The sequence below is a fragment of the Halomonas binhaiensis genome (assembly GCF_008329985.2).
Taxonomy (GTDB): Bacteria; Pseudomonadota; Gammaproteobacteria; order Pseudomonadales; family Halomonadaceae; genus Halomonas; species Halomonas binhaiensis.
The window spans coordinates 114,772-135,255 of the sequence record NZ_CP038437.2; the positions used below are offsets into that span (position 1 = coordinate 114,772).

15 protein-coding genes and 2 pseudogenes are annotated in these 20,484 nt (G+C 54.2%); 14 read left to right on the top strand and 3 right to left on the bottom strand.

Annotated elements, in window-relative coordinates; genetic code table 11:
- Window positions 1-1,446: 1,446 nt before the first annotated feature.
- Entirely contained in the window at window positions 1,447-2,397 is a 951-nt protein-coding gene (locus tag E4T21_RS00650) for a cupin domain-containing protein (protein WP_149282600.1), read from the top strand.
- A 433-nt stretch (window positions 2,398-2,830) separates the two neighbouring features.
- Window positions 2,831-2,955 (top strand): annotated as a pseudogene (locus E4T21_RS21400) (IS481 family transposase); the annotation flags it as partial.
- A gap of 29 nt (window positions 2,956-2,984) precedes the next feature.
- On the opposite strand, the gene E4T21_RS00655 reads toward E4T21_RS21400, so the two are convergent.
- Window positions 2,985-3,860 carry a LysR substrate-binding domain-containing protein gene (locus E4T21_RS00655; RefSeq protein ID WP_205423431.1) on the bottom strand — a complete coding sequence of 292 codons (876 nt, stop codon included), beginning with the start codon at window positions 3,858-3,860 and terminating at the stop codon, window positions 2,985-2,987.
- Window positions 3,861-3,975: 115 nt separating this feature from the next.
- On the opposite strand from E4T21_RS00655, the gene E4T21_RS00660 reads away from it, so the two are divergent.
- The 8 genes and pseudogenes from E4T21_RS00660 to E4T21_RS21620 form a co-directional block, all read left to right on the top strand.
- The gene (locus E4T21_RS00660; RefSeq protein WP_149282604.1) at window positions 3,976-5,220 is read left to right on the top strand and encodes an MFS transporter; all 1,245 of its coding nucleotides are present in this window, start codon (window positions 3,976-3,978) and stop codon (window positions 5,218-5,220) included.
- 128 nt (window positions 5,221-5,348) lie between these two features.
- Window positions 5,349-6,350: a Fe(II)-2OG oxygenase family protein gene (locus tag E4T21_RS00665; RefSeq protein ID WP_187775071.1), complete on the top strand. Its 1,002-nt coding sequence runs from the start codon at window positions 5,349-5,351 to the stop codon at window positions 6,348-6,350.
- A gap of 66 nt (window positions 6,351-6,416) precedes the next feature.
- Window positions 6,417-7,592, top strand: a complete 1,176-nt coding sequence (locus E4T21_RS00670) for a pyridoxal phosphate-dependent aminotransferase (RefSeq protein WP_149282606.1) — start codon at window positions 6,417-6,419, stop codon at window positions 7,590-7,592.
- A gap of 57 nt (window positions 7,593-7,649) precedes the next feature.
- The gene (locus tag E4T21_RS00675) at window positions 7,650-9,545 is read left to right on the top strand and encodes an FAD/NAD(P)-binding protein (RefSeq protein ID WP_149282608.1); all 1,896 of its coding nucleotides are present in this window, start codon (window positions 7,650-7,652) and stop codon (window positions 9,543-9,545) included.
- A gap of 10 nt (window positions 9,546-9,555) precedes the next feature.
- Window positions 9,556-10,149, top strand: coding sequence for a cysteine hydrolase family protein (locus E4T21_RS00680; protein WP_149282610.1), 594 nt, complete (start codon window positions 9,556-9,558; stop codon window positions 10,147-10,149).
- Between the two features lie 13 nt (window positions 10,150-10,162).
- Entirely contained in the window at window positions 10,163-10,588 is a 426-nt protein-coding gene (locus E4T21_RS00685; protein ID WP_149282612.1) for a cupin domain-containing protein, read from the top strand.
- 34 nt (window positions 10,589-10,622) lie between these two features.
- Window positions 10,623-12,605: an aconitase family protein gene (locus E4T21_RS00690; protein WP_149282614.1), complete on the top strand. Its 1,983-nt coding sequence runs from the start codon at window positions 10,623-10,625 to the stop codon at window positions 12,603-12,605.
- Between the two features lie 85 nt (window positions 12,606-12,690).
- Window positions 12,691-12,879, top strand: a pseudogene (locus E4T21_RS21620) (hypothetical protein); the annotation flags it as partial.
- On the opposite strand, the gene E4T21_RS00695 reads toward E4T21_RS21620, so the two are convergent.
- On the bottom strand, window positions 12,872-13,489 hold the full coding sequence (locus E4T21_RS00695; protein ID WP_205423432.1) for a glutathione S-transferase family protein: 618 nt from the start codon (window positions 13,487-13,489) through the stop codon (window positions 12,872-12,874). The pseudogene E4T21_RS21620 and the gene E4T21_RS00695 sit on opposite strands and share 8 nt — an antisense overlap.
- A 467-nt stretch (window positions 13,490-13,956) precedes the next feature.
- Here E4T21_RS00695 and E4T21_RS00700 point away from each other — a divergent pair, with 467 nt between their 5' ends.
- The 4 genes from E4T21_RS00700 to E4T21_RS00715 all read left to right on the top strand — a co-directional run bounded on the left by E4T21_RS00700 (window position 13,957) and on the right by E4T21_RS00715 (window position 19,268).
- Window positions 13,957-15,105: an iron-containing alcohol dehydrogenase gene (locus tag E4T21_RS00700; RefSeq protein ID WP_149282620.1), complete on the top strand. Its 1,149-nt coding sequence runs from the start codon at window positions 13,957-13,959 to the stop codon at window positions 15,103-15,105.
- Window positions 15,106-15,316: 211 nt separating this feature from the next.
- Window positions 15,317-16,768 carry a hypothetical protein gene (locus E4T21_RS00705; protein ID WP_240349244.1) on the top strand — a complete coding sequence of 484 codons (1,452 nt, stop codon included), beginning with the start codon at window positions 15,317-15,319 and terminating at the stop codon, window positions 16,766-16,768.
- Window positions 16,769-16,827: 59 nt separating this feature from the next.
- Entirely contained in the window at window positions 16,828-18,438 is a 1,611-nt protein-coding gene (locus E4T21_RS00710) for a sigma 54-interacting transcriptional regulator (protein ID WP_149282622.1), read from the top strand.
- A gap of 149 nt (window positions 18,439-18,587) precedes the next feature.
- Window positions 18,588-19,268 (top strand): phosphoadenosine phosphosulfate reductase domain-containing protein, encoded by a 681-nt coding sequence (locus E4T21_RS00715; protein ID WP_149282624.1) that lies wholly within the window; start codon window positions 18,588-18,590, stop codon window positions 19,266-19,268.
- Between the two features lie 153 nt (window positions 19,269-19,421).
- On the opposite strand, the gene E4T21_RS00720 is transcribed toward E4T21_RS00715, so the two are convergent.
- The gene (locus E4T21_RS00720; protein ID WP_149282626.1) at window positions 19,422-20,354 is read right to left on the bottom strand and encodes a CysB family HTH-type transcriptional regulator; all 933 of its coding nucleotides are present in this window, start codon (window positions 20,352-20,354) and stop codon (window positions 19,422-19,424) included.
- Window positions 20,355-20,484 lie beyond the last annotated feature (130 nt).

Consider the following 20,484-nt stretch of genomic DNA (forward strand, 5'->3'; position numbering starts at 1 on the left):
GCAGAATGCCCACAGCTGACTTCGAAAGCTGCGTAGCTATGCTCCATAACTGATTGATTTTGTTGGATGATGTAGGTGAATTTACGTAGCTGAATTTTCTGTAACCATATGATTTTATGGAATAACTTGCTTTACTTGTAATCAGTAGGTCCCGGGTTCGACTCCTGGTGTCGGCACAATACTGAAAGCCCTCAAGTTTCAAGCGCTTGTTGAATATCAAAAACCGCCTTCTAGGCGGTTTTTTTGTGCGTGCATAGACTGGCCACATAGTTCAGTCGGTGTTTCAACTACTAGGTAGGCAGATTCTTCTCAGTGCAGGGTTCTTACCGAATGGGTGATGAACTGCAAGGTACAGTTTCTCTGACTCACTCAGCTGGTCTCTTATTTCTTGATTGTCGGCTGCCCCGAGCCAGATGCTTCCCACCGTCAATATTGCCGGAAGATCCCCGTTAATACCTGGTGCAAGAATTCTTGCTGAATACACTGAAGACCACTTAAAGCGCTTTGCAATTCTACGCCCAATGCCCAATCACGGAGGCGACCACGCGGTGTTTCTATCCCTGTGAAGACGGGCTACCACGATCCACGAACTGATGGCCAAGTTGACACTCTGTCTTCATATACTTCATGAAGACTTGTCGCCAAAGGCTCATTTACCAAGTGAGTCAATACAGGAAAATTGAATGAAGTGCTGAGGGACCTTAGGGCTGGAATTTTTCAAGAACTACAAGAAGTATTATTCTGAACTCACTCAATCTTAGTGAACGACCGGAGTTTGAGAGAAATTCTGGAAGAGTTTGGCCATATCTCTGGCGCTACCTAAATTTTGATCTATCCTTGATTTTTCTGAAGAGGAGAAATGCGATGCATGGAATCTCAAGATTAATTATTCTTATCGGTCTGGCCTGCTTTACGATAATTTTTCTCTGAATCTCTTCAGCAGTTATTCCGACAGCAATCCCAACAACACGCCGTTGCTTTCCATTAACTGGTGGGCACGTTGGTTCCCGCTCTATGCCTCAGTGGTTGTTCTGCTCTTTATTAGCCTGGTATTGCGTTTGATCCGTGGAATCCATTAAGGAATGATGAGCTCATCATCGCCGGGTGTTTTTCGGTGTAATGCCCACTTGATTTCTGCTCGCCCAGTATTAGCCACGTCAGGTGCGCAGAAACTGGAGAGTCACTTCTTGACCCACTTCACACCACACTTGATTACTAAAAGTACAAATATAAAACATAAAAAACATTTGTTTTCAATGGATTGTTGACAAGGTCTCCGCAGGCATACAAGCTTCACAAAGAAGACAAACAAGGGATAGTTCCAAAAGCAGCTCCATCTCCCTGTTGTTATCTATTCGGCAATTCTCAGGAAGCCATCAATACTAACAATAACAATAAAACGAGGTTTCAATACACAGCCTAACCCTAATCCATGGCGGGGAAAGAATGACAAACTCCAACCACCTAGAAGAAGACCGTAACCAGGATGGATGTGAAACAGAATATCCATTTCATATCACGAAGGAACAAGATCGAGACCTTCGCCAGAAGGCAGCGAGAGCTATCCCTTCACCGATAATCAGTCAAGCCTCATTCTTCGACGAATACGTCCAGCAATTAATGATTCCTCCCGTGGTCATGGACATGGCACGCAAAGCTGAAAACATGCGTCTGTCGTCTTGGGAGGTTGCGGCAATTCGCAAACACCTCTCTCCCTCCAAGCATCCCGACGGAAAAGTTGGCTTGCTACGTAGGATTTTACGCCTGAAAGCCGAAGCTGACCCGAGTCATCCACCTTATATACGCGTAGCCTGCACTGGGAAAAGTCAGTACGACTACCTCGCCGAGGCTGACGGCCATATACGAGAACCTTTGCATGAGGATAAGGGCGACATCGGTTCTCCCGTAGTTCTTGAGATCTGGCCAGCCCAGCATTACTCACCTATCCACTCTCACGGGGAAACGACCGGCATCGTTTTCTGCCTTGCTGGGCAACTAGATGTCATGCTGTACAAGTCTTTGGACTGGAATGCCGAAAAACTCGGCCTTACCACCCTTAGTCCTGGCCAATGTGCTTGGCTATCGAAGGACACCTACCCTGTTCACCGGGTTTATTGCCCGCTAAACGGGGGAGAGGGTAAAACTGGACCTGGATTCATTAATTCTACAGAAGAGTTTGGCGCCAGCTTCCATGTTTACCTCGATGAAGACGAGGTGCCGATGATGCCCCATGATTATGAAGTGCATCATAACGATATTGAGAAACACCCCTCCCACTCTCGAGAGACCTTCAACTTCATCAGTGAAGACAAAAGGGAAGAAGACAAATTCGAGACTCATTCCGACCTATCGTGGGCTGTCTTGCGGCGTGTATTGGCAGAAACCGAAATTTCCTAAAAACGGAGTTATCAGCTCTCAGGCATAGGTAGCACGCGTCACTACCGCATGCATTTTTGGGAGCTACCTCCCATTATTTATCGACTGACAAGCATGCTCTCGCCCCCGAATCTATCAAAGGGGCATCACCCGATGCCGACTCCAAGGGAAGGATTAGGAGAAGGGGGGCGTGAAAGGAGCCCATCCTTGGCTTAGAGAAGCTTGGATGGTGATGCGACTTGCCATCTTTGGCGGCGGCGCCCATCCCGGGCGCCGCATCCTGTGGACATCACACCTCAAGTACAACCCTCCTAATGCTGGCTGCTGTGCGGCATCCTCATGTTGCCTGCATTCATAGGATAACTTTGAGTCCCGGATGGTCAGATCAATTTGAGAAGATATTCTTTGTTAGCCACCAGGGAGCTTTTGCAGCACCTCATCCGGGAACAGACGCATGGACATCAAACTCCATAGCCAAGCAACAACCACGCCGAAGATTCGTGCTGACATTCAGGCAGCATCCATCAACGTCACAGATGGCGGTATCGTGATGATGTCTATGACCGCTCCCATGCCCGTCGCGCTCCGTTGGTGCTCAATAAATGTTTCTAGTAAGCGATTTCACTGCGAATGGCCTGGGTAACGATACTCGATAGTCGCTCGGTCAACAGATTAGGGCTGGCCTCTCGTCGGTGTAACGTCAGAGGGATGCTGGGCAATGGTGGCAGCCCTCGCTCTTCGGCATCCAGAAGCGTCGTGCCTGGCTGCATCCCTAAGGGTGTCCTGATGGTGTAACCCAGCCCTGCCTCGGTGGCCGCCGACAGGCCGTTGAGGCTAGAGCTGGTGAACGACAACATCCACGAGATGCCTTTGCGGGTCAGCGCTTCGGTAGCCATCGAATGGAAGGGACACGGCGCGTCGAAGGCAATGATCGGCAATGGCTCACCCGAGTTGCTGTTCCAGTCAAGGTACCCGTGGGCGGACCCGATCCATTGCATTGGCAAGTCTGCGATGCGTTCCTGATACCCGCCATTGCGCCGATCGCCCCACACCACAGCCAGGTCGAGCGACCCATTGTCGATCCGACTCAGCAAATCGGCATTTCGTGCAATCCGGGCCTCCACGCGGACGTCTGGATGGGCTCTGGCGAACCGTCCCAACACCGTGGGCAAGAAGCTGCCCAGGTCCTCCTGAAGGCCCAGTCGCACCCAGCCCTTTAGCCTGAGCTCGGAAACGGCGGTGACGGCTTCATCGTTGAGGCTCAAAAGACGTCGTGAGTAATTGAGCAGCACCTCCCCCGTATCCGTTAAAGCAAGTCTCCGGCCGGACTTGGTGAAGAGCGGTGAACCTGCTTGGGCTTCGAGTTTTTTCAGTTGAGCACTGATCGCTGAAGTTGAGCGAGAGAGCTTTTGTGCCGCCTTGGCATAGCTACCCAATTCAACGCCTGTGACGAAACTGCGCATGACATCCAAATCAAAATTCACCGGTCTCATAACCATCCTGTTTTTCGGGATTAATGCGCAAAATTATTTGATATTCAGCACGATGAGTGCATGGGAAACTTTTGCCAACAGATATTCAACTTTTTTTGGGGAGCTTATGCCAGTCGAAAATAGTCACCGTTGGAAAGTGCTAGGTGTCGGTGTCGCTGCCAACGCCAGTTTTTCCAGTGTTGTTGGTGGGCTGCCGGCAACTGCCATATACATGCGTGCTACTTATCAGCTCGACAATACCGAGCTGGGCTTGGTGCTAGGAGTATTGGGGCTTGGCATTGCCATCAGCGAAATTCCCTGGGGCCTGTTGACTGACCGTTGGGGCGATCGATCGGTATTGCTCACCGGGCTTCTGAGTTCAGGGATTGCCCTGCTGGTCTTGGCTATGTTGGCGCTGTACGCACCCACCCTGGTATTGCTGGCCATTGGGCTGTTTGTCGTGGGGCTGCTGGGTAGTAGTGTCAATGGTGCCAGCGGGCGGGCCATCATGGCATGGTTCAAGGAAGGAGAGCGGGGGCTGGCCATGAGCATCCGGCAAACGGCGGTACCGGGCGGCTATGCCCTGGGGGCGGTGATACTGCCTTTCCTGGCCCATCGGTACGGCTTTGTCCAAGTGTTCGGTGCCAGTGCGCTGTTCTGCCTGGTGGCAGGCCTGTTTGCCTGGCTTTGGCTCTATGAGCCGGACTTCTCCGGTGCAGTGGCTAAACAGCAGAACGCTGCATCCAGCAGCAGTCCGTTGAAAGATTCGCGGATCTGGCGAATCGTGTTGGCCATAGGACTGCTCTGCGCACCACAGTTTGCAATACTCACCTACGCGGCCGTGTTCTTTCACGATTTCAGCAACCTCAATATAACCCTGGTATCCGCGACCTTGGCCGTCATACAGGTCGGCGCTATCGTCAGCAGGATATGGAGTGGGCACTGGACCGATAAAAACAAGAACCGCCGCAGTTACCTCAAGGCCTGCGCCTGGTTAAGTGCCGTAACGTTCCTGCTGCTGGGTACCACCGTGTCGGTTGCCAGCTCTTATGGCATGAACGAAACACCCTTGGCTAGCGCTTTGATCATCGGCGTAATGGTCGTCGCCGGGATTAGCGTGTCAGCGTGGCACGGTGTGGCTTACACCGAACTGGCCACACTGGCGGGCACCAATCGCGCCGGCACCGCCCTGGCAATGGGTAATACCTGCGTTTTTGTCGTGTTGTTCGCCACGCCGATCGCAGCCTCAGCCCTCATGACACATTTCTCCTGGAGCACGGTGTGGTTTTCAGCAGCCTTCTGTGCGCTGTTGACAGTACCGCTGTTCCCCCGTGTGGAAAAAAATTACGCACTGGAGTTGGGTTCAGGCTGAGCCCCGTCAACGTCAATGTTTCACGACCTCAACTAAAGCGGAGCAATATTCTCTACAGCAACATAAATATGGGCTGATGGATCAGCTTGTATTCATCTGGACTTGCACTTATTTCATTGGAGGAAACCATGATCCCTAAATTCATCTTTACGCCTGATGAAAAGGCACAACTATTCAGCTTTCTAGAACAATCGTACCTCTCTCCCTATAAGAACTATCCAGGTTTTTCGCAGGAAATAAGAAATCTGCATCACCTGGTCCCTTCTCGCTTCGTCGAAGTATGTCAGGACATCAGCCAGGAACGAGCCAGCCACCAGCAAAAGATCCACGTCATTCGCAACTGCCCTCTGGATCCGGTTATTCCTGAGTTGGACCCTGAGGATCCGGTCAGCGATAAATACCTTAAGAAAAACCGATTTATCAGCGAAGCATTCCTTGAGTTATTCGCCCAACTGACCGCCACACCCCTGCTATCCTACGAGACACGTAACCAGGGAGATTTTTTCACCGACGTCATTGCCATCAAGAAATACAGCGGTCAACTGACAGGCTTCAGCGACAGTGAACTGGTTTTCCATAATGATCGTACAGCCCATAAAGTTAGGGCGGACTACATCACACTGCTGGGAATGCGCTGCCCGGATGATGACTTGATCTACACGGGTTATGTCGATGGCGCAGATATCATCAGAAACCTGGATCCTATCCATATCGACTACTTGCGTCAGGCGCATTTCTTCACCGTATTCGATGTTTTCTCCCGAGATATGAATAAACAGCTCAGCACATCGGAAAAGCATCCTATCTTGAGCAATACACACACCATTCGTTACCTGGACACCATGACCTGTGTCGCGCCAGAAGCACCCGTTGAAGCACGTGATGCGTTCATTGCCTTTAAAAGTGCAATAACCCGCTCCCAGTGCAAACGTCACCGAATTCTTACTGGGGATTTATTGACATTCGCCAATCAGGATGGCCTGCATAATCGGGAAAAAATCGACATTATTAACCCTGAAAGTGCCACTTCTCGTTGGTTGTTGAAGACCTACGCATTCAAAGACCCAGAAACTGCAGAAAGTTTCAAGCCTTACTGGTCCAACAACAGGGCCGGCTGCGTCATTGATTAATCGCAATTCCGTAGATATTTCCACTTAAAACATAATTGTATAAAACATTAAATCAGGGTGATTTGGATGTATTTGCGCACGGTCTCCAAACGGGTTGAACGCCTGAAACTTTCGGAAACTTATGCAATTTTAGACAGAGTGCGTAAATTGCGGGAGCAGGGTGAAGATGTCATTGATCTTGGCGGCGGTGAACCTAGTTTCAGGACACCTGACCATATAACTCATGCTGCCATAGATGCACTCAGCGACGGCGAAACCCATTACACCGCCAGTCGTGGAACAAAGGCGTTACTAGAGGCCGTCACACAGAAATATAAGCGCGAACACGATCTTGAGCTGGATGCCGACAAAAATATCATTATTACACCTTCGGCTAAACACGCCCTGTTTATCGCACTGATGACGTTACTAGATGACGGCGATGAGCTTATCGTCCCAACCCCCAGTTGGGTGAGCTACAAGGCAATGGCCGCAATGGCGGGTGCAACCGTTAAAGCCGTGCCATTAGACGGTAAAACCGGCTTCATGCTTGACCCTGATGCACTGGAACAGGCGGTCACGCCACGTACCAAAGCCATTCTGATCAATAACCCCAACAACCCTACTGGTCGCGTATTGACCCGCGAAGAAGTACTCGGAGTAGTCCAGGTGGCGTTGAAACATGGCTTGTACATCGTCAGCGATGAAATCTACGAAAAGGTTATCTATGACCGATCGCGTCATATCAGCATCGCCAGCATCGAAGGGGCGGCGCCGATCACCGTGACGATCAGCGGTTTCTCTAAAGCCTACGCGATGACCGGTTGGCGATTGGGTTATGTCGTCAGCTCCGAGGAGATCTCCCACCAGATGCTCAAGGTTCAACAGCATACGGTGGGCTGCGCTGGCTCGTTTATTCAATTTGGCGGCGTCGCTGCACTTGCAGGTTGCCAGCAACGGATCGCCGAGATGGTGGTGTCTTATCAGCAGCGTCGCGACAGACTCGTGAGCGGGCTTGAAAAAATAAATGGCATTACCTGTGTGGCGCCCGAGGGTGCTCTGTATGTATTTGCATCGATATCCGCTCTGGGGTTCGAAAACTCAATGGCGTTTACACGCTGGCTGCTTGAAACGGTAAAGGTTGCTGTCACCCCCGGTACGGCGTTTGGTGAGGGCGGAGAAGGTTATATACGCCTGTCCTTTGCTGGCAGTGATGAAGACATCGACGAGGCCGTCAGCCGACTTCATTACGCCTTCCAGTAACTGCCCCGATGGTTTTTTACCACTTCACACATACTGGCTGGCGTGAGTTTACCCTTTATGAATAATGCATCTTTTCTATCCGCGCACCGAATCGCAATCATCGGTAGTGGCCCCCGTGGCTTGTCAGTCCTCGAGCGCCTTGCCGCCCTCATGCTGACCCAGCCTCCGGCGCGGCGGGTGATGGTTTATCTGATAGACAGCGCACCGATAGGCACTGGCCGGATCTGGAGAACCGACCAGCCTCATCATTACGTGATGAATACGGTGGCCGAAGAAGTTTCTTCCTTTTCCGGGCCCCTGGATGATGGCCCCGCGCGCCCCGGTGCTGGTCCTTCGCTGGCACAATGGTGGAGTGCCGTAGACCCGGCCTATCCTGGGCCGAACTCGTACGCGCCGCGTGCAATGCATGGCGAGTACATGCAATTCGTCTTGTCGACTATTGAGGCCAGCTTTACACCGCAGATCTCATTGCATCGGATTGATGGTCAGGTCGTGGATTTGGTTAACACCGACCACACCCGCACCCTGACACTGGATAACGGCCAAGTGCTTGAAGTGGATAAGGTCGTCATCGCAACCGGGCATCCGACCCCGGAGTTGACCGGCTGGAATAAGGATCTGCAGCAGTTTGCCAACCAAGTACAAGGATTGACCTTCATCCGGGGTGACTCCGCTGCGGACATGCCATTGTCGCTCATCGAGCCACACCAGCATGTGGGTATCATCGGTCTGGGCTTGGCCTTCCATGATATCGTCGCCGACTTGACGGTCGGCAGGGGCGGAAGATTCAATGTAGTCAACGGCGTTACTACATATATTCCGTCCAATCTGGAGCCGAAGTTGTACGCCGGTTCGCGCAGTGGGATGCTGATCCCTGCCCGGGGGCGAAACCAGAAAGGCCCCAACTTTCAGTACCAGCCCCTGTACATCACATGGGAAAAGATCGAGGCGCTGCAAAAGCGCGGTGACATCGACTTCTCTACCGAAGTGCTGCCGCTGCTATTGGTCGAAATCAACATCGTTTACTTTGCGACTGCCATCCGAATCCAGAAAGGTGCGGCAGCAGAACTGCAGTTCAAGTCCCGCGTGGTACAGCAGCAATTGTTCTCGTTGCCAGCACTTGCGGACGAGGCAACACGATTCGGCGTGAACGAACTGGCGGCGCTGGACCTGAATCGACTCGCCCGCCCCTTCCAGTCGCAACACTTCGACAGCCCTGCCGATTTCGCCCAGGCTCTTGATCGAGCGTTGCTGGATGATCTGCACAACGCCCGCGAAGGCAACATCGACAATCCGCTCAAGGCCGCCCTAGATACCATCAGGGATACGCGTGCTCTGATCAGGAGTGTGGTGGACTTTGGAAGACTCAGGCCGCGTTCCCATCGCGTAGATTTTCTGCAGGATTACGCCCCTATCAGCTTTTTCCTGACTTCCGGGCCGCCCCTGTATCGTACGGAACAGATTCGCGCGCTGATCGCGGCTGGCGTATTGACCCTGGTAGGTCCCGAAACTATCTACGGCACTGATATCGAACAACAAAAGCTGACCATCGAATCCCCCCGGGTCAAGCATTCCCGGCAGTTACTCGATGTGGTCATCGACGCGCGCATTCCCACCCCTGACTTGCTCCGGGACCCGGCGACCCTGACCCGCAACCTGGTGCGACGCGGGTATTGGAACAACTTTGTCAATCAGGATGCAGATGAGGCGTTTGTCACCGGTGGCGTCAGTGTTACACCTGGCCCCTATCACCCGATTGACCAGCATGGCTGCCCGCTGCAGGACCTCTATGTCCTAGGCTTGCCTTCGGAACACACCCGCTGGTTCATGCAGGCTGGCAGCAGTCGCCCTGGCTTCTGGACCGACTTTGCCCAGGATGCACATCATGTAGCCGCACACGCGCTGCAGCCAGCCTGGGTGAATGTACCCGACCGGCTTGCTGAAACAGTCTAATCAGGGATGAATGATGTCTGGAAAAAAAGCATTACTGGTCATGGACTTCATCAACGAAATTGTCCATCCCGAAGGTGTCTATGCATGTGAGGGTTACTACCAGCAAACCCAGGAACGCGGCGTATTGAAGAATGTGGCTTCGGCCCTCAAGCATGCGCGCGAACAACAATTGCTCATCATCTTTATCGTTGTAGGGTTCAACGAGCACTATGAGGAGTTTCCCCCTCACTCCAGAGTGTTCGCACCTGCTCGGGCTCACTCCGTGCTGAAGCTGGACACCTGGTCGACCCAGGTACATGAGGACCTCAAGCCACTCGACGATGAAATCATCATCGCTAAGAGTAGGGTCAGTCCGTTTTATCAGACCAACCTTGAGTTGGTTCTGCGGACCCAAGGCATAGAGGAATTGATCTTGACTGGGGTATCGACCGAGCACGTCGTCCTCGCCACGACGCTCGAAGGGCATGACCGCGACTTCATTGTCACGGTGCTGGAAGACGCATGCTCGGCGGTGACACAAGAGCGTCATTTGGCCGCCATGGAAAGAATTTCGCTCACGGCCAATATCCGCTCGACCGCCCACTTCGTCACCTCATCTCTGTAACAGGCTCTCGACCATGACTCCTACCGTTCTCAACCTGTTGGGTGTTTCCCAGGAACCTGACTTGATCAATTGGTCGGCGCACGCGCAGTTGGGCCGTAACGGCGCCCGTATCCATACCCTGTTCGAGTGCGCCGAAAGTGCCCAGCGCATTGCGTTGATCCGTTGCGACGCGGGTGCCAGTGCGGCGGCTCATCTTCACGATGGCCATGAAACTTTCCTGATTCTGGACGGTGATTTTGAAGATGAAAATGGGGTTTACCTCAAAGGGGACCTGGTCATTTACCCTCCGGGCAGTACCCACGCCTGGAAGTCATCCACCGGGGCGCTGATCTATGCGACCTGGGGTGGCAAGGTGAGCCCGGTGCCAAGCACACCGGTCATTGCCACCAACTTGGAAGAGTACGACTACAGCATCTACGATGGCCAGCACTCGGTATGAATCTGGCACTGACTTGTTTTCGAGGTGAAAGATCATGCCTTTGAGCCGTAATCCAAAACTGCTGTTTCTGAGCAACGATCCGTTAAAAATGTCGCGGCAACTGGGGGCGCAAGCGTTGACCCTGGAACAAGCCGCACCATTGCGTGATGATATTTCTACCGATGAAATAACGCCGATTCCCGTATTGGCATATTTTGACAATCGCTTGGCTTCATACCCCTATGTCGGCTTGAAGACCGGCGCTGTACTGCCAATCGGAAAGGACGATGTGGTTTCCCGGGGCTACGAAGTAACTGTCGCGGGCAAACGCTACGGCAAGGGCTCGTCACGTGAACATAGCCCTCTGGCGGAAAAAAAGGCCGGGATACGCTTGGTAATTGCCGAAAGCTTCGAGCGTATCTACCGACAAAATGCCGACAATATTGGCTTGCTGACCTCCACCGACCTGTCATTGGTGCCTCGGCTGCTGGCAGGCGAAGACATACCGCTCAGTGAATTGATCGGTAGCAGAGACACACTGTCGACTGCCATTCTCAAAAGCGGGGGGCTGCTGAACTACGGCCGTGACCACCTGAGCAACGAGACCGACTTACCCGCCGAGTGCTCCCTGGATTTACCCGCCGGGCCCCTGACTTTTGCCGAAAAAATCATCCATCGACATTTGATCAAGGCCCGTGGAGCTGAACACGTCGACTATGGCTCGGGCATTCTGATGCGGGCCGACTGGCGCTTTATCCATGAGTACTACACCGGACTCTGTGCTCATCTGCTTCACGATTGCTTCGGCGAAACGTTCGAACTTCATAAACCGCAATCGATTCTGGCGTTTGAGGACCATCTGTCCTACAAGCGCCGAAGCCCGGCGCACCTGGGACAGAATCTGGTGGGTGAGCTTGATGGATTGTCTCGTGCTCATCGTGACTTTGTGCAACGGCACGGTATCAAGGCCCACGGCTATCTGCCCGCCGAAGGCAGCGAGGGCATATCCCATGCCATGATGGCCGAGACCTATGCGTTGCCCGGACAGGTCGTCGTCGGCACTGACTCTCATACTCCCCACAGCGGCGCATTGGGCTGTTTGGCATTCGGAGTGGGCACCACCGATATGGCTAATGCCTTCATGACAGGATCGGTAAGAGCCGTTTACCCACAGAGCTTGCGTATCTTACTCCAGGGTCGGTTAGCGGCCGGGGTGACGGCCAAGGATCTGGTACTGGCGCTGTTGTCTGACAGTCGCATCAAAGCAGGGTTGGGTGTCGGTAAGATTTTCGAGTTCAGCGGTCCTGCCGTGGCGTATCTCTCCACCGATGAACGCACCACGCTGACCAACATGACTGCCGAGCTGGGAGGGTTCACCGGCATCGTCGTACCCGACCAGGAAACGGTGCGTTTTCTGAAGGAACGACGAGACATCGACTTTGAGCTTGAGTCCTGGATGAGCAGCGATCCGGGTGCTGTCTATGCCGATACGATAGAGCTCGACTGCGGTGAAGTGCTGCCGATGATTGCCTCTCCCGGAGACCCTGGTAACGGCTGCAGTCTTACCGACATGACGGAACGGGTCAGGGTCGATATTGCGTATGGTGGTTCATGTACCGCAGGCAAGCGCGACGACTTCGATCACTATTTTGACGTGATCAACTGGGCGCTCGAACAGGGACTGACTTGTCATCCGGACGTGAAGTTGTTCTTGCAGTTCGGCACGGTCGATGTACGTGAATACTGTGAACAGAAGAACTACTTGTCGGCTTTCCGGAGATTTGGTGCAGAACTGCTCCAGCCAGCCTGCGGAGCCTGTGCGAACTGTGGGCCAGGGTCATCGGTGGACAAAGATCAGGTGACCGTCAGCGCCATCAATCGCAATTTTCCTGGGCGCTCCGGGCCTGGCCAAGTGTGGTTGGCCAGCCCACCCACCGTGGTCGCCAGCGCAGTAGCGGGGTACATCACCTCATTTAGCGCGCTGCGTACCCGTCACGAAACCCGCGACATGGGCATCGCTGAAGTCTGTCACGGGTGATCCGGCGAACGGAAGGCGCATACCCTTGCGCCTTTTGTCACTCTTTGACAAAACGAATATCTGCTTCGAGAAACCTTTGCGCAAATCATTCGATGTGATGCGGGCGCGGATGCTCTATACCACCAAGCACAAGAAGAAAGCGCCGCAGACCAAGGGGCTCCGAACAGGTAATCCCATCTCGACCCGACCAGCCGCCCAAGGGCGGCTTTTTCTCGCTCGGGCGGGAATGTGTATCACCCAGGATAATTCGAGGAACATTCCTGTGATCAGGTAAGCGGAAGCATCACATGCTGTTGGTAGCCAGGGCGCTCGCACAAGCGTTCATACCAAGCTGTCAGGTGCGGTAGCTCAGGACGTTCGATATCCATGCCGAACCAAGCATAGACGTAACATCCCAGAGGAATATCGGCCAGGCCAAAAGGCTCACCCGACAGCCAAGGGTGTTCGGCGAGCACACCATCGACCAAGGTCAAGTGACGGGAAAGATCTTCCAGGCCCCGCGCCATGGCCGCCTCGTCACGGTTGTCGTCGGTAGCCCGTACCTTGTTCCAGTACACGTCACGGAAGGGGGCGGCCAGCGTCGACAGCACCCAGTCCATCCACATGTCGCAGCGGGCTCGACTCGCAGGGCTGTCACTGGAGAGACGCCCCTCACCATACTCTGCGACGAGATAGCGAACGATAGTATTGGATTCCCAAAGGATCAGCTCGCCATCCTCCAAACAGGGAATCAGGCCATTGGGGTTCTTCTCCCGGAAGCCGGAGGTATCCAGGCCGCCGAAGGACCCTCCCATGTCTATGCGCTCAAGTGGCAGGCCAAGCTCGGCCGCACACCACATGACCTTTTTGACATTGGTCGAATTGCTACGCCCCAACAATCGCATCAGCGGTGTTCCTTTAGTTGAGTATCCAGAATAGTTGTCGTGCTAACGAAACTATATTGCCTCTAGCATGCATCTGAAGCAAAGCACTCAATCAACTGTTCTTGAAACCGATTTTATACTCTCGTTGCAATGATCTCGGGCGTCCCTGTCCATGCTCTAAATAGGTCGGTTTTTATGCACTTTGCAGAGTGGGGTGAAGCGGCTCTGGAGGGCACTTCAGTCACAGGACTAGCGTTCATGGAAGCCGATGATCTTCCTGATTTGATGAAATTCATCATCATATAGCCGCTATATCGATGAAAAATATCATCATCAGAGTCGACCTTTGAGTCGGTCATCAAGAAAACAATCTAAAAAACAAATAATTACGAAAATAAAAAAACTGGCACGACCCTTGCTATCAGTTAATCCGGAACGGGGGCCATGAATCGCGCTCCCTCTCACGATAACAAGCACAGGTCCTGCCCATGACAGTCAGCAATTTCAAGAGCGCTCATCGCCTGATCACTGGTTACCAGGCTTCGAGTGAACTTTGGCCTCAGGTTCAACGCCTTGGTATGCAAAGGCCTCTGGTCATCACCGATCGTGGTGTACTGCAATCGGGCACTCTGAAGCTCATCACCGATCAGCTCAATGCTGTCGACTACGCCATTTATGACGGTGTGACACCGGAGCCCGAAGTCGCCATCGTCGAGGCTTGCACAGACACTTTCCGTACCGGGGAGCACGATGGGCTAATTGCCGTAGGTGGCGGTAGTGCCATGGACATCGCCAAATGTGTGGCCGTCTATGCTCAACACGATGGCCCCCTGCACGAACTGTTCGGTGAAGGTCAGGTGCGCCAACGCAACATTCCCCTGATCGCCATCCCTACTACTGCGGGAACCGGTTCGGAAGTCACCAACATCAGCATCCTGTCCGATGCCGAACAGCAGATGAAGAAAGGCATTGTCAGCGATCATCTGCTGCCGGATGTTGCCATTGTGGCGCCGGAAATGTCGCAGAGCTGCCCTCGCTCGGTGACTGCGGCCAGCGGTGTCGACGCTCTCGTTCATGCTATCGAAGCCTATCTGTCGAACTTCGCCACCCCGATCACTGATGCTCTGGCCACCAAGGCCATGGAGCTGATCATTCGGGCACTCCCCAAGGCCTTTGCCAATCCCGAAAACATCCAGGCTCGCGAGGACATGGCGACCGGCAGCCTGATGGCAGGTCTCGCGTTCGGCAATGCCGGCGTCGGAGCCGTTCATGCTCTGGCCTATCCACTGGGCGGCCGTTATCACCTGGCTCACGGGGTTTCCAACGCTTTGCTGCTGCCCCATGTCATGGAGTGGAACAAGCTCGCCTGCGTCGAGCGCTTCCGCGGTATAGCGGTGGCCTTCGGTGAGCCGATCGACAACCTCACTGACGACGAGGCCGCCGAGCGAGTCATCCGACGCCTGCACCGTTTATGCGCGGATGTCGAGATTCCTGCAGGCCTCCGTTCCTTCGATATCCCGGAATCGGCACTGCCCGAACTGGCAGCCGAAGCCATCAAGGTTGATCGGCTCCTGCGCAACAACCCGAGGAAGTTGGTGCTGGCTGATATTGAAGCTATCTACCGAGCCGCTTACTAAGGCTCTGTACGAAAAGTGCCTGCGCTTGCTCATGCTGTGTTGGAACTGATCTCAAAATGCTCATTTACACCCTGTAAACTCCGCTTTTTCGATCAATTCCTCCTTGCCTGATCATCGCTCGCCGACTTTTCACACAAAGCCTAGGTCACCCAGCGCACTACAAAGAAGCACCAAAACAACACAACAACACAAAATAGCCTGGAGACACGCCATGAGTACCTGGAAACACCGCATCGATGGGGAGGAGTCCCCCTATATTCCCTTGGGGCCTTTCAAGCTGCGCCTGCCTTTCCTGCATTATCGCTTCGAGCTGCCCGACTACCTGCAGGGCTTGCTCATGTGTGCGGTGGATCTCGCCGCGATTCCCCTGATGATGCAGCTACTGGGCATGCCTTTCGAAGCTGCCCTGGCCATCGTCATGCTCAACGGCCTGCTATACCTGCTACACCATCTGCTTGGAGACCCGGTGATCCCCGGCTGGATCACCCCGGCCATTCCTCTGCTCATGGCCTATGTCGCCACTTTCCCGGAAGGGGTAGACAGGGTGCATGCTCTGATAACGTTCCAGATGATGCTCGGGATTCTGGCGATCGTCCTCGGTCAGACCGGCATGGCCAGTAAGGTGGTGCGTCTGATTCCTTCCGCCATCAAGGCGGGAGTGATCATGGGGGCGGGCCTTGCTGCCATTGTCGTGGTATTTGATGAAGGCGGCCGTTTCGACCAGTACCCCCTCACCATTACCATTGCCATCGGCCTGGCCTTCTATCTTCTCTTCTCACACCATTTCAGCCAGTTGAAAACGCGAGGGGGATTCTGGGGCGCCATTGGCAAGCTCGGCATCTTCCCGATTATTGTGCTCGCCATCATCATCGCGCCACTGTTCGGTGAGGCCCCTTGGCCGAATGTAGAGTGGGGATTCAGTCAACCCGATTTCGCCCTGATGTTTCGCGAATACACCGTCTTTGGCGTCGGCTTGCCGCCGCTGATGATGTTCATCACCGCGATACCCACCGTGCTGGCCGCCTACATCGTGTTATTCGGCGATGTACTGCAGAGCAAGGCGCTGCTGGACGAGGCAGATGAAAAGCGCCGTGACGAAAAGATCGACTATAGCCCCAACCGGGCTCACATGATCTTCGGCGCCCGCAACTTCAGCATGAGTATTCTCGGTCCTGATGTCGTGATGTGCGGCCCGCTATGGTCTGCCATGCAGGTAGTGACGGTAGAGCGCTACAAGCAGGGCAAGGCGGCCATGAACTCGATCTTCGGTGGTTCAGGATCCTTCCGTTGGGGTACCAATACGGGGCTGCTGTTGCTACCGATCGTCAGCCTGGTGCAGCCAATTCTGGGTATCGCCCTGGCATTGACCTTGTTGATCCAGGGGTATGTCAGTGTGCGTATCGGAATCCTGGAGGCACGCAGCCAACGTGATCTGGGCATCGCGGGGATCATCGCCGCGGTTCTAGTGATCAAGGGGGCCACCTGGGCTTTCGCCGTCGGCGTACTGCTCTGTGTCCTGATCTACGGCAAGCGCTTCTTTTCTGGTGAGAACGACGGGACTTTTGCCAAGGATTTGGAGTCCGATCCACTGCCAGCCACTGACACCGGCCCTGCCGAGGTCAAGAAAGAACGGGATTCAGGCCCACGAGTTGGCATAAATTGACTGACCTGACCACCGCCTGCCGACAACCTCGGCAGGCCTTCTGGAAAGAGGTCCAGTCAATGCAACGGATCGAAGAGAGCCTGACAATAGAAGAGGCTTACCCTCTGTTCCGGGAACAGGGAGCCGACGCAGTAGAGGTATTCGATGATGCAGGCCAAACCATCGGTGTGCTGACCGCGACGGATATCGAGATGGCCATGCGCGAAGCTGATCTTGGCCGCCTTGTCGGAGAGTGCATTCGCTACCGGGTGACGGGCACACCCCCTACGTCAGGCCAGGCCAATATCTCGCAGAATGGTTTCAACACGGAACCACTGCGTTCAGTGCTCAACGCCCTCCACGATGGTGTCTACATTACCGATGCGCAAGGCGTCACCGTGACCATCAACAAGGCCTATGAACGCATCACCGGGATTCGCCGGGAGGATGTGGTGGGCTTCCACATGGCTGACCTGGTCAAGGCAGGTTACATCTCGAAGTCCGTCTCACTTGAAGTCATCCGTGAACGCCGCCCGATCACCCTGGTACAAACCATTCGCGACAGTCGCAAGATCGTGGTCAGTGGCATGCCAATGTTCGACCACGATGGTGAACTGCAGTATGTGGTCACAAATGTCCGCGATGTGACTGAGCTCCTGCGTGCCAAGCACGCCCAGGACCAGCTGGAACAACTCCAACGCATACGCAAGACATACGGGGTAGCGACGGACGACGAAGGGGCGCAGTGCCTGATTACCAGTCACCAGACAATAGCCTGCTACGACTTGGCGCAACGCATTGCCCCAACACAGGTAAAGGTGCTGATTCAGGGAGAAACCGGGGTCGGAAAAACCCAACTGGCCCGATATATCCACCGCCACAGCCAACGTGCCGATGGTCCCTTTCTGGAACTCAACTGTACCGCCTTCCCGGAGAGTCTGCTGGAAGCGGAACTGTTTGGGTATGCCCCCGGTGCCTTTACCGGAGCTTCCTCACGAGGCAAGCAGGGCCTGCTGCAAGTTGCGCATGGTGGCACCCTTTTTCTCGACGAAATTGGTGACCTCCCCTTATCACTGCAGGTCAAGCTGCTCAAGGTCGTCGAGGAGGGGAGGTTTCTTCCTGTTGGCGGCACCGAGTTTCGTCATGCCGATGTCCGCTTGATCACTGCGTCTCATCAGGATCTTCATCAGCGTGTACGCGAAGGCGGTTTCCGCGAGGATCTCTACTACCGTATTGGAGTCGTGCCGCTGACACTGCCGCCTCTGCGTGAACGTCGCGAGGAGATCATTCCGCTACTCCACCATTATCTCGACTATTTCAACCAGCAATATTCTCGCCATATCCAGTGGACCCCCGAGGCTCTGGAGCTACTGGTGGCCCTCGATTGGCCTGGTAACATCCGAGAACTGATCAACTTGACCGAGCGGCTCGTGGTCACCGCCACCGAGGACTTGATTACATCGGACAACCTTCCTGTAGACAGTAGGCCAGTCCCGGCACGAGGCGTGACTTCCTCGGGAAGAACACTACGTGAGCAAGTCGCTGCCCTTGAGAAGCAGTTGATAGAATCGGCCCTTGCTGCCCATGGCAATACTCGTGCCGCCGCCGCAGCGTTAGGCATCGATCAGTCAACACTGGTCAAGAAAGTTCAGCGATGGCGAGCGACTTCGCCCCCGACAACCCCCGATTGAAGTGCCCTCGGTTACAGCATTCTCCCGTTCGTTTCGCGATGCAGGATTTATAGCCAAATCTTTAGTTATAAGATTTTCTTATTTCTTTTAGGTCTAGAGAAACGGTAGCATGCTCTCTATTCATTTATCTAAGAGAAGCTATAGGGACCATGGGACCGAACGCCAATACTCAGAGTATCGTCGCTCCAGAACGCGCCTTTCATCATGGCGCTGACCTGGAAGCACTCAACGACCGTTTCAAGGGTGCACTGCCGAGCGAAATCATGCGCTATACGCTCGAGAGAGCAGAGAATCCGGTCGTCTTCACCAACTTCCGTCCACTGGCGGTGGCCTTTCTGCATCTCGTCACCCGTATCAAGCCGGACATTCCGGTGGTCTGGGTCGACCACGGTTACAACACGCCAGAAACCTACCGGCATATTGATCGAGTGATCAAAGAGCTTGATCTCAACCTGGTGACTTACGCACCGAAAATGTCGGCTGCGCACTACGATGCGGTTTACAACGGTATTCCTGCGTTTGACACTCCAGAGCACGATTTCTTCTCACGCACCGTGAAACTGGAGCCGTTCAATCGCGCCATGCAGGAGCTGAAGCCTGATGTCTGGTTGAATGGTATTCGCCACGACCAGAACACGCATCGCGGAAACCTGGATGTATTCACCCAGGGCAGTCACGGCACTGTGCGGGTGGCGCCAATGTTCCACCTGAGGAAAGTCGATGTCGAGAAATATGTCCATGAGAATGGCCTGCCGGACAACGACATCTACTTCGACCCAACCAAGGGCGAAGAGCACCGGGAATGCGGGATATTTCTGCAGAAGAAATAGTTCTCTCAGTGTCCTGAGTGGGAAAAGCCTGGCCTCTTCCGCGCTGCACCTTGTCGATAAGTCATGTGCCGTGCCGATGAGGCCTTGTTGTTTGATCAGGTTCGTGAGCGGTACAGGAACGCCTGAAAACCGGTGACGTGCTCTTGTCGTGAATTAACCTTGATTGCCAGCCAACACCTGTTGGACGGTGGCGGCGTCCAGGTCGCTGTGGCAGAGCTCCAGGAAGTGATAGGCAAAGCTGCGCAGGAAACGCCCTCTACGCAGGGCCAGATAAGTGATATTGCGGGGCAGTAGGTCGCTGGCATCAAGCAGCTTTAGTCCCCGATCGCGATCTTCATGGTAGGCCATCGAAGCGACCACGCCGACGCCCAGCCCCAGTTCTACATAGGATTTGATGACATCGGCATCCAGCGCCGTCAGCACGATATCCGGCACTAACTCCGCCGAGATGAAGGTCTGATCGATACGAGCGCGTCCTTTGACACCTTCGTGGTAGGTGACGATGGGGTGTTCAGCGATACGGGCCAGGGTCAGTGGCTTTCCATCGTCCAGGGGGTGCCCTTCGGGCACGATGACACCGTGATACCAGTGGTAGAAGGGAAAGCAGGCAAAAAGCTGTTCCTCCTTGTGAAGCGCCTCGGTGCCGATACCGATGTCCACCTTGCCGGCCTTGAGTAGAGACACGATCTCGTCGGGTCCGCACTGGTGAAGCTCCAGATGCACCTTGGGAAAGGCCTGCTTGAAGCGGGCAATGATCGGCGGCAACGCATAGCGGGCAGGGGTATGAGTCGTGGCAATGGCCAGGATGCCCTGATCTTCATGGGTCAACTGATGAGCCGAGCGCTTGAGATTCTCCGCGTCCAGCAAGATGCGCTCGATGATCTCCAGCAACCTGGTGCCGGCTTGAGTCAGCCCCAGAATGCGCTTTCCTCGACGCTCGAAGAGCTCGACCCCCAGCTCCTCTTCCAGGTCACGAATATGCTTGCTGGCCCCCGACTGGGAGGTGAAGAGCGCGTTGGATGCATCGGTGAGGTTGAAGTTGTGACGTACGGTTTCTCTCACGATACGTAGCTGTTGAAAGTTCATATAGAACAAATCTGTCAGAAGTGTCTTTGGAATATAAATGACTTTTTTTATTCTTAGAAGACATTTACGGAGACATTAGCGGAGTAAGGTGGATATCAGCACTCAACCGAGGGCGATGTCGTGATCCTGG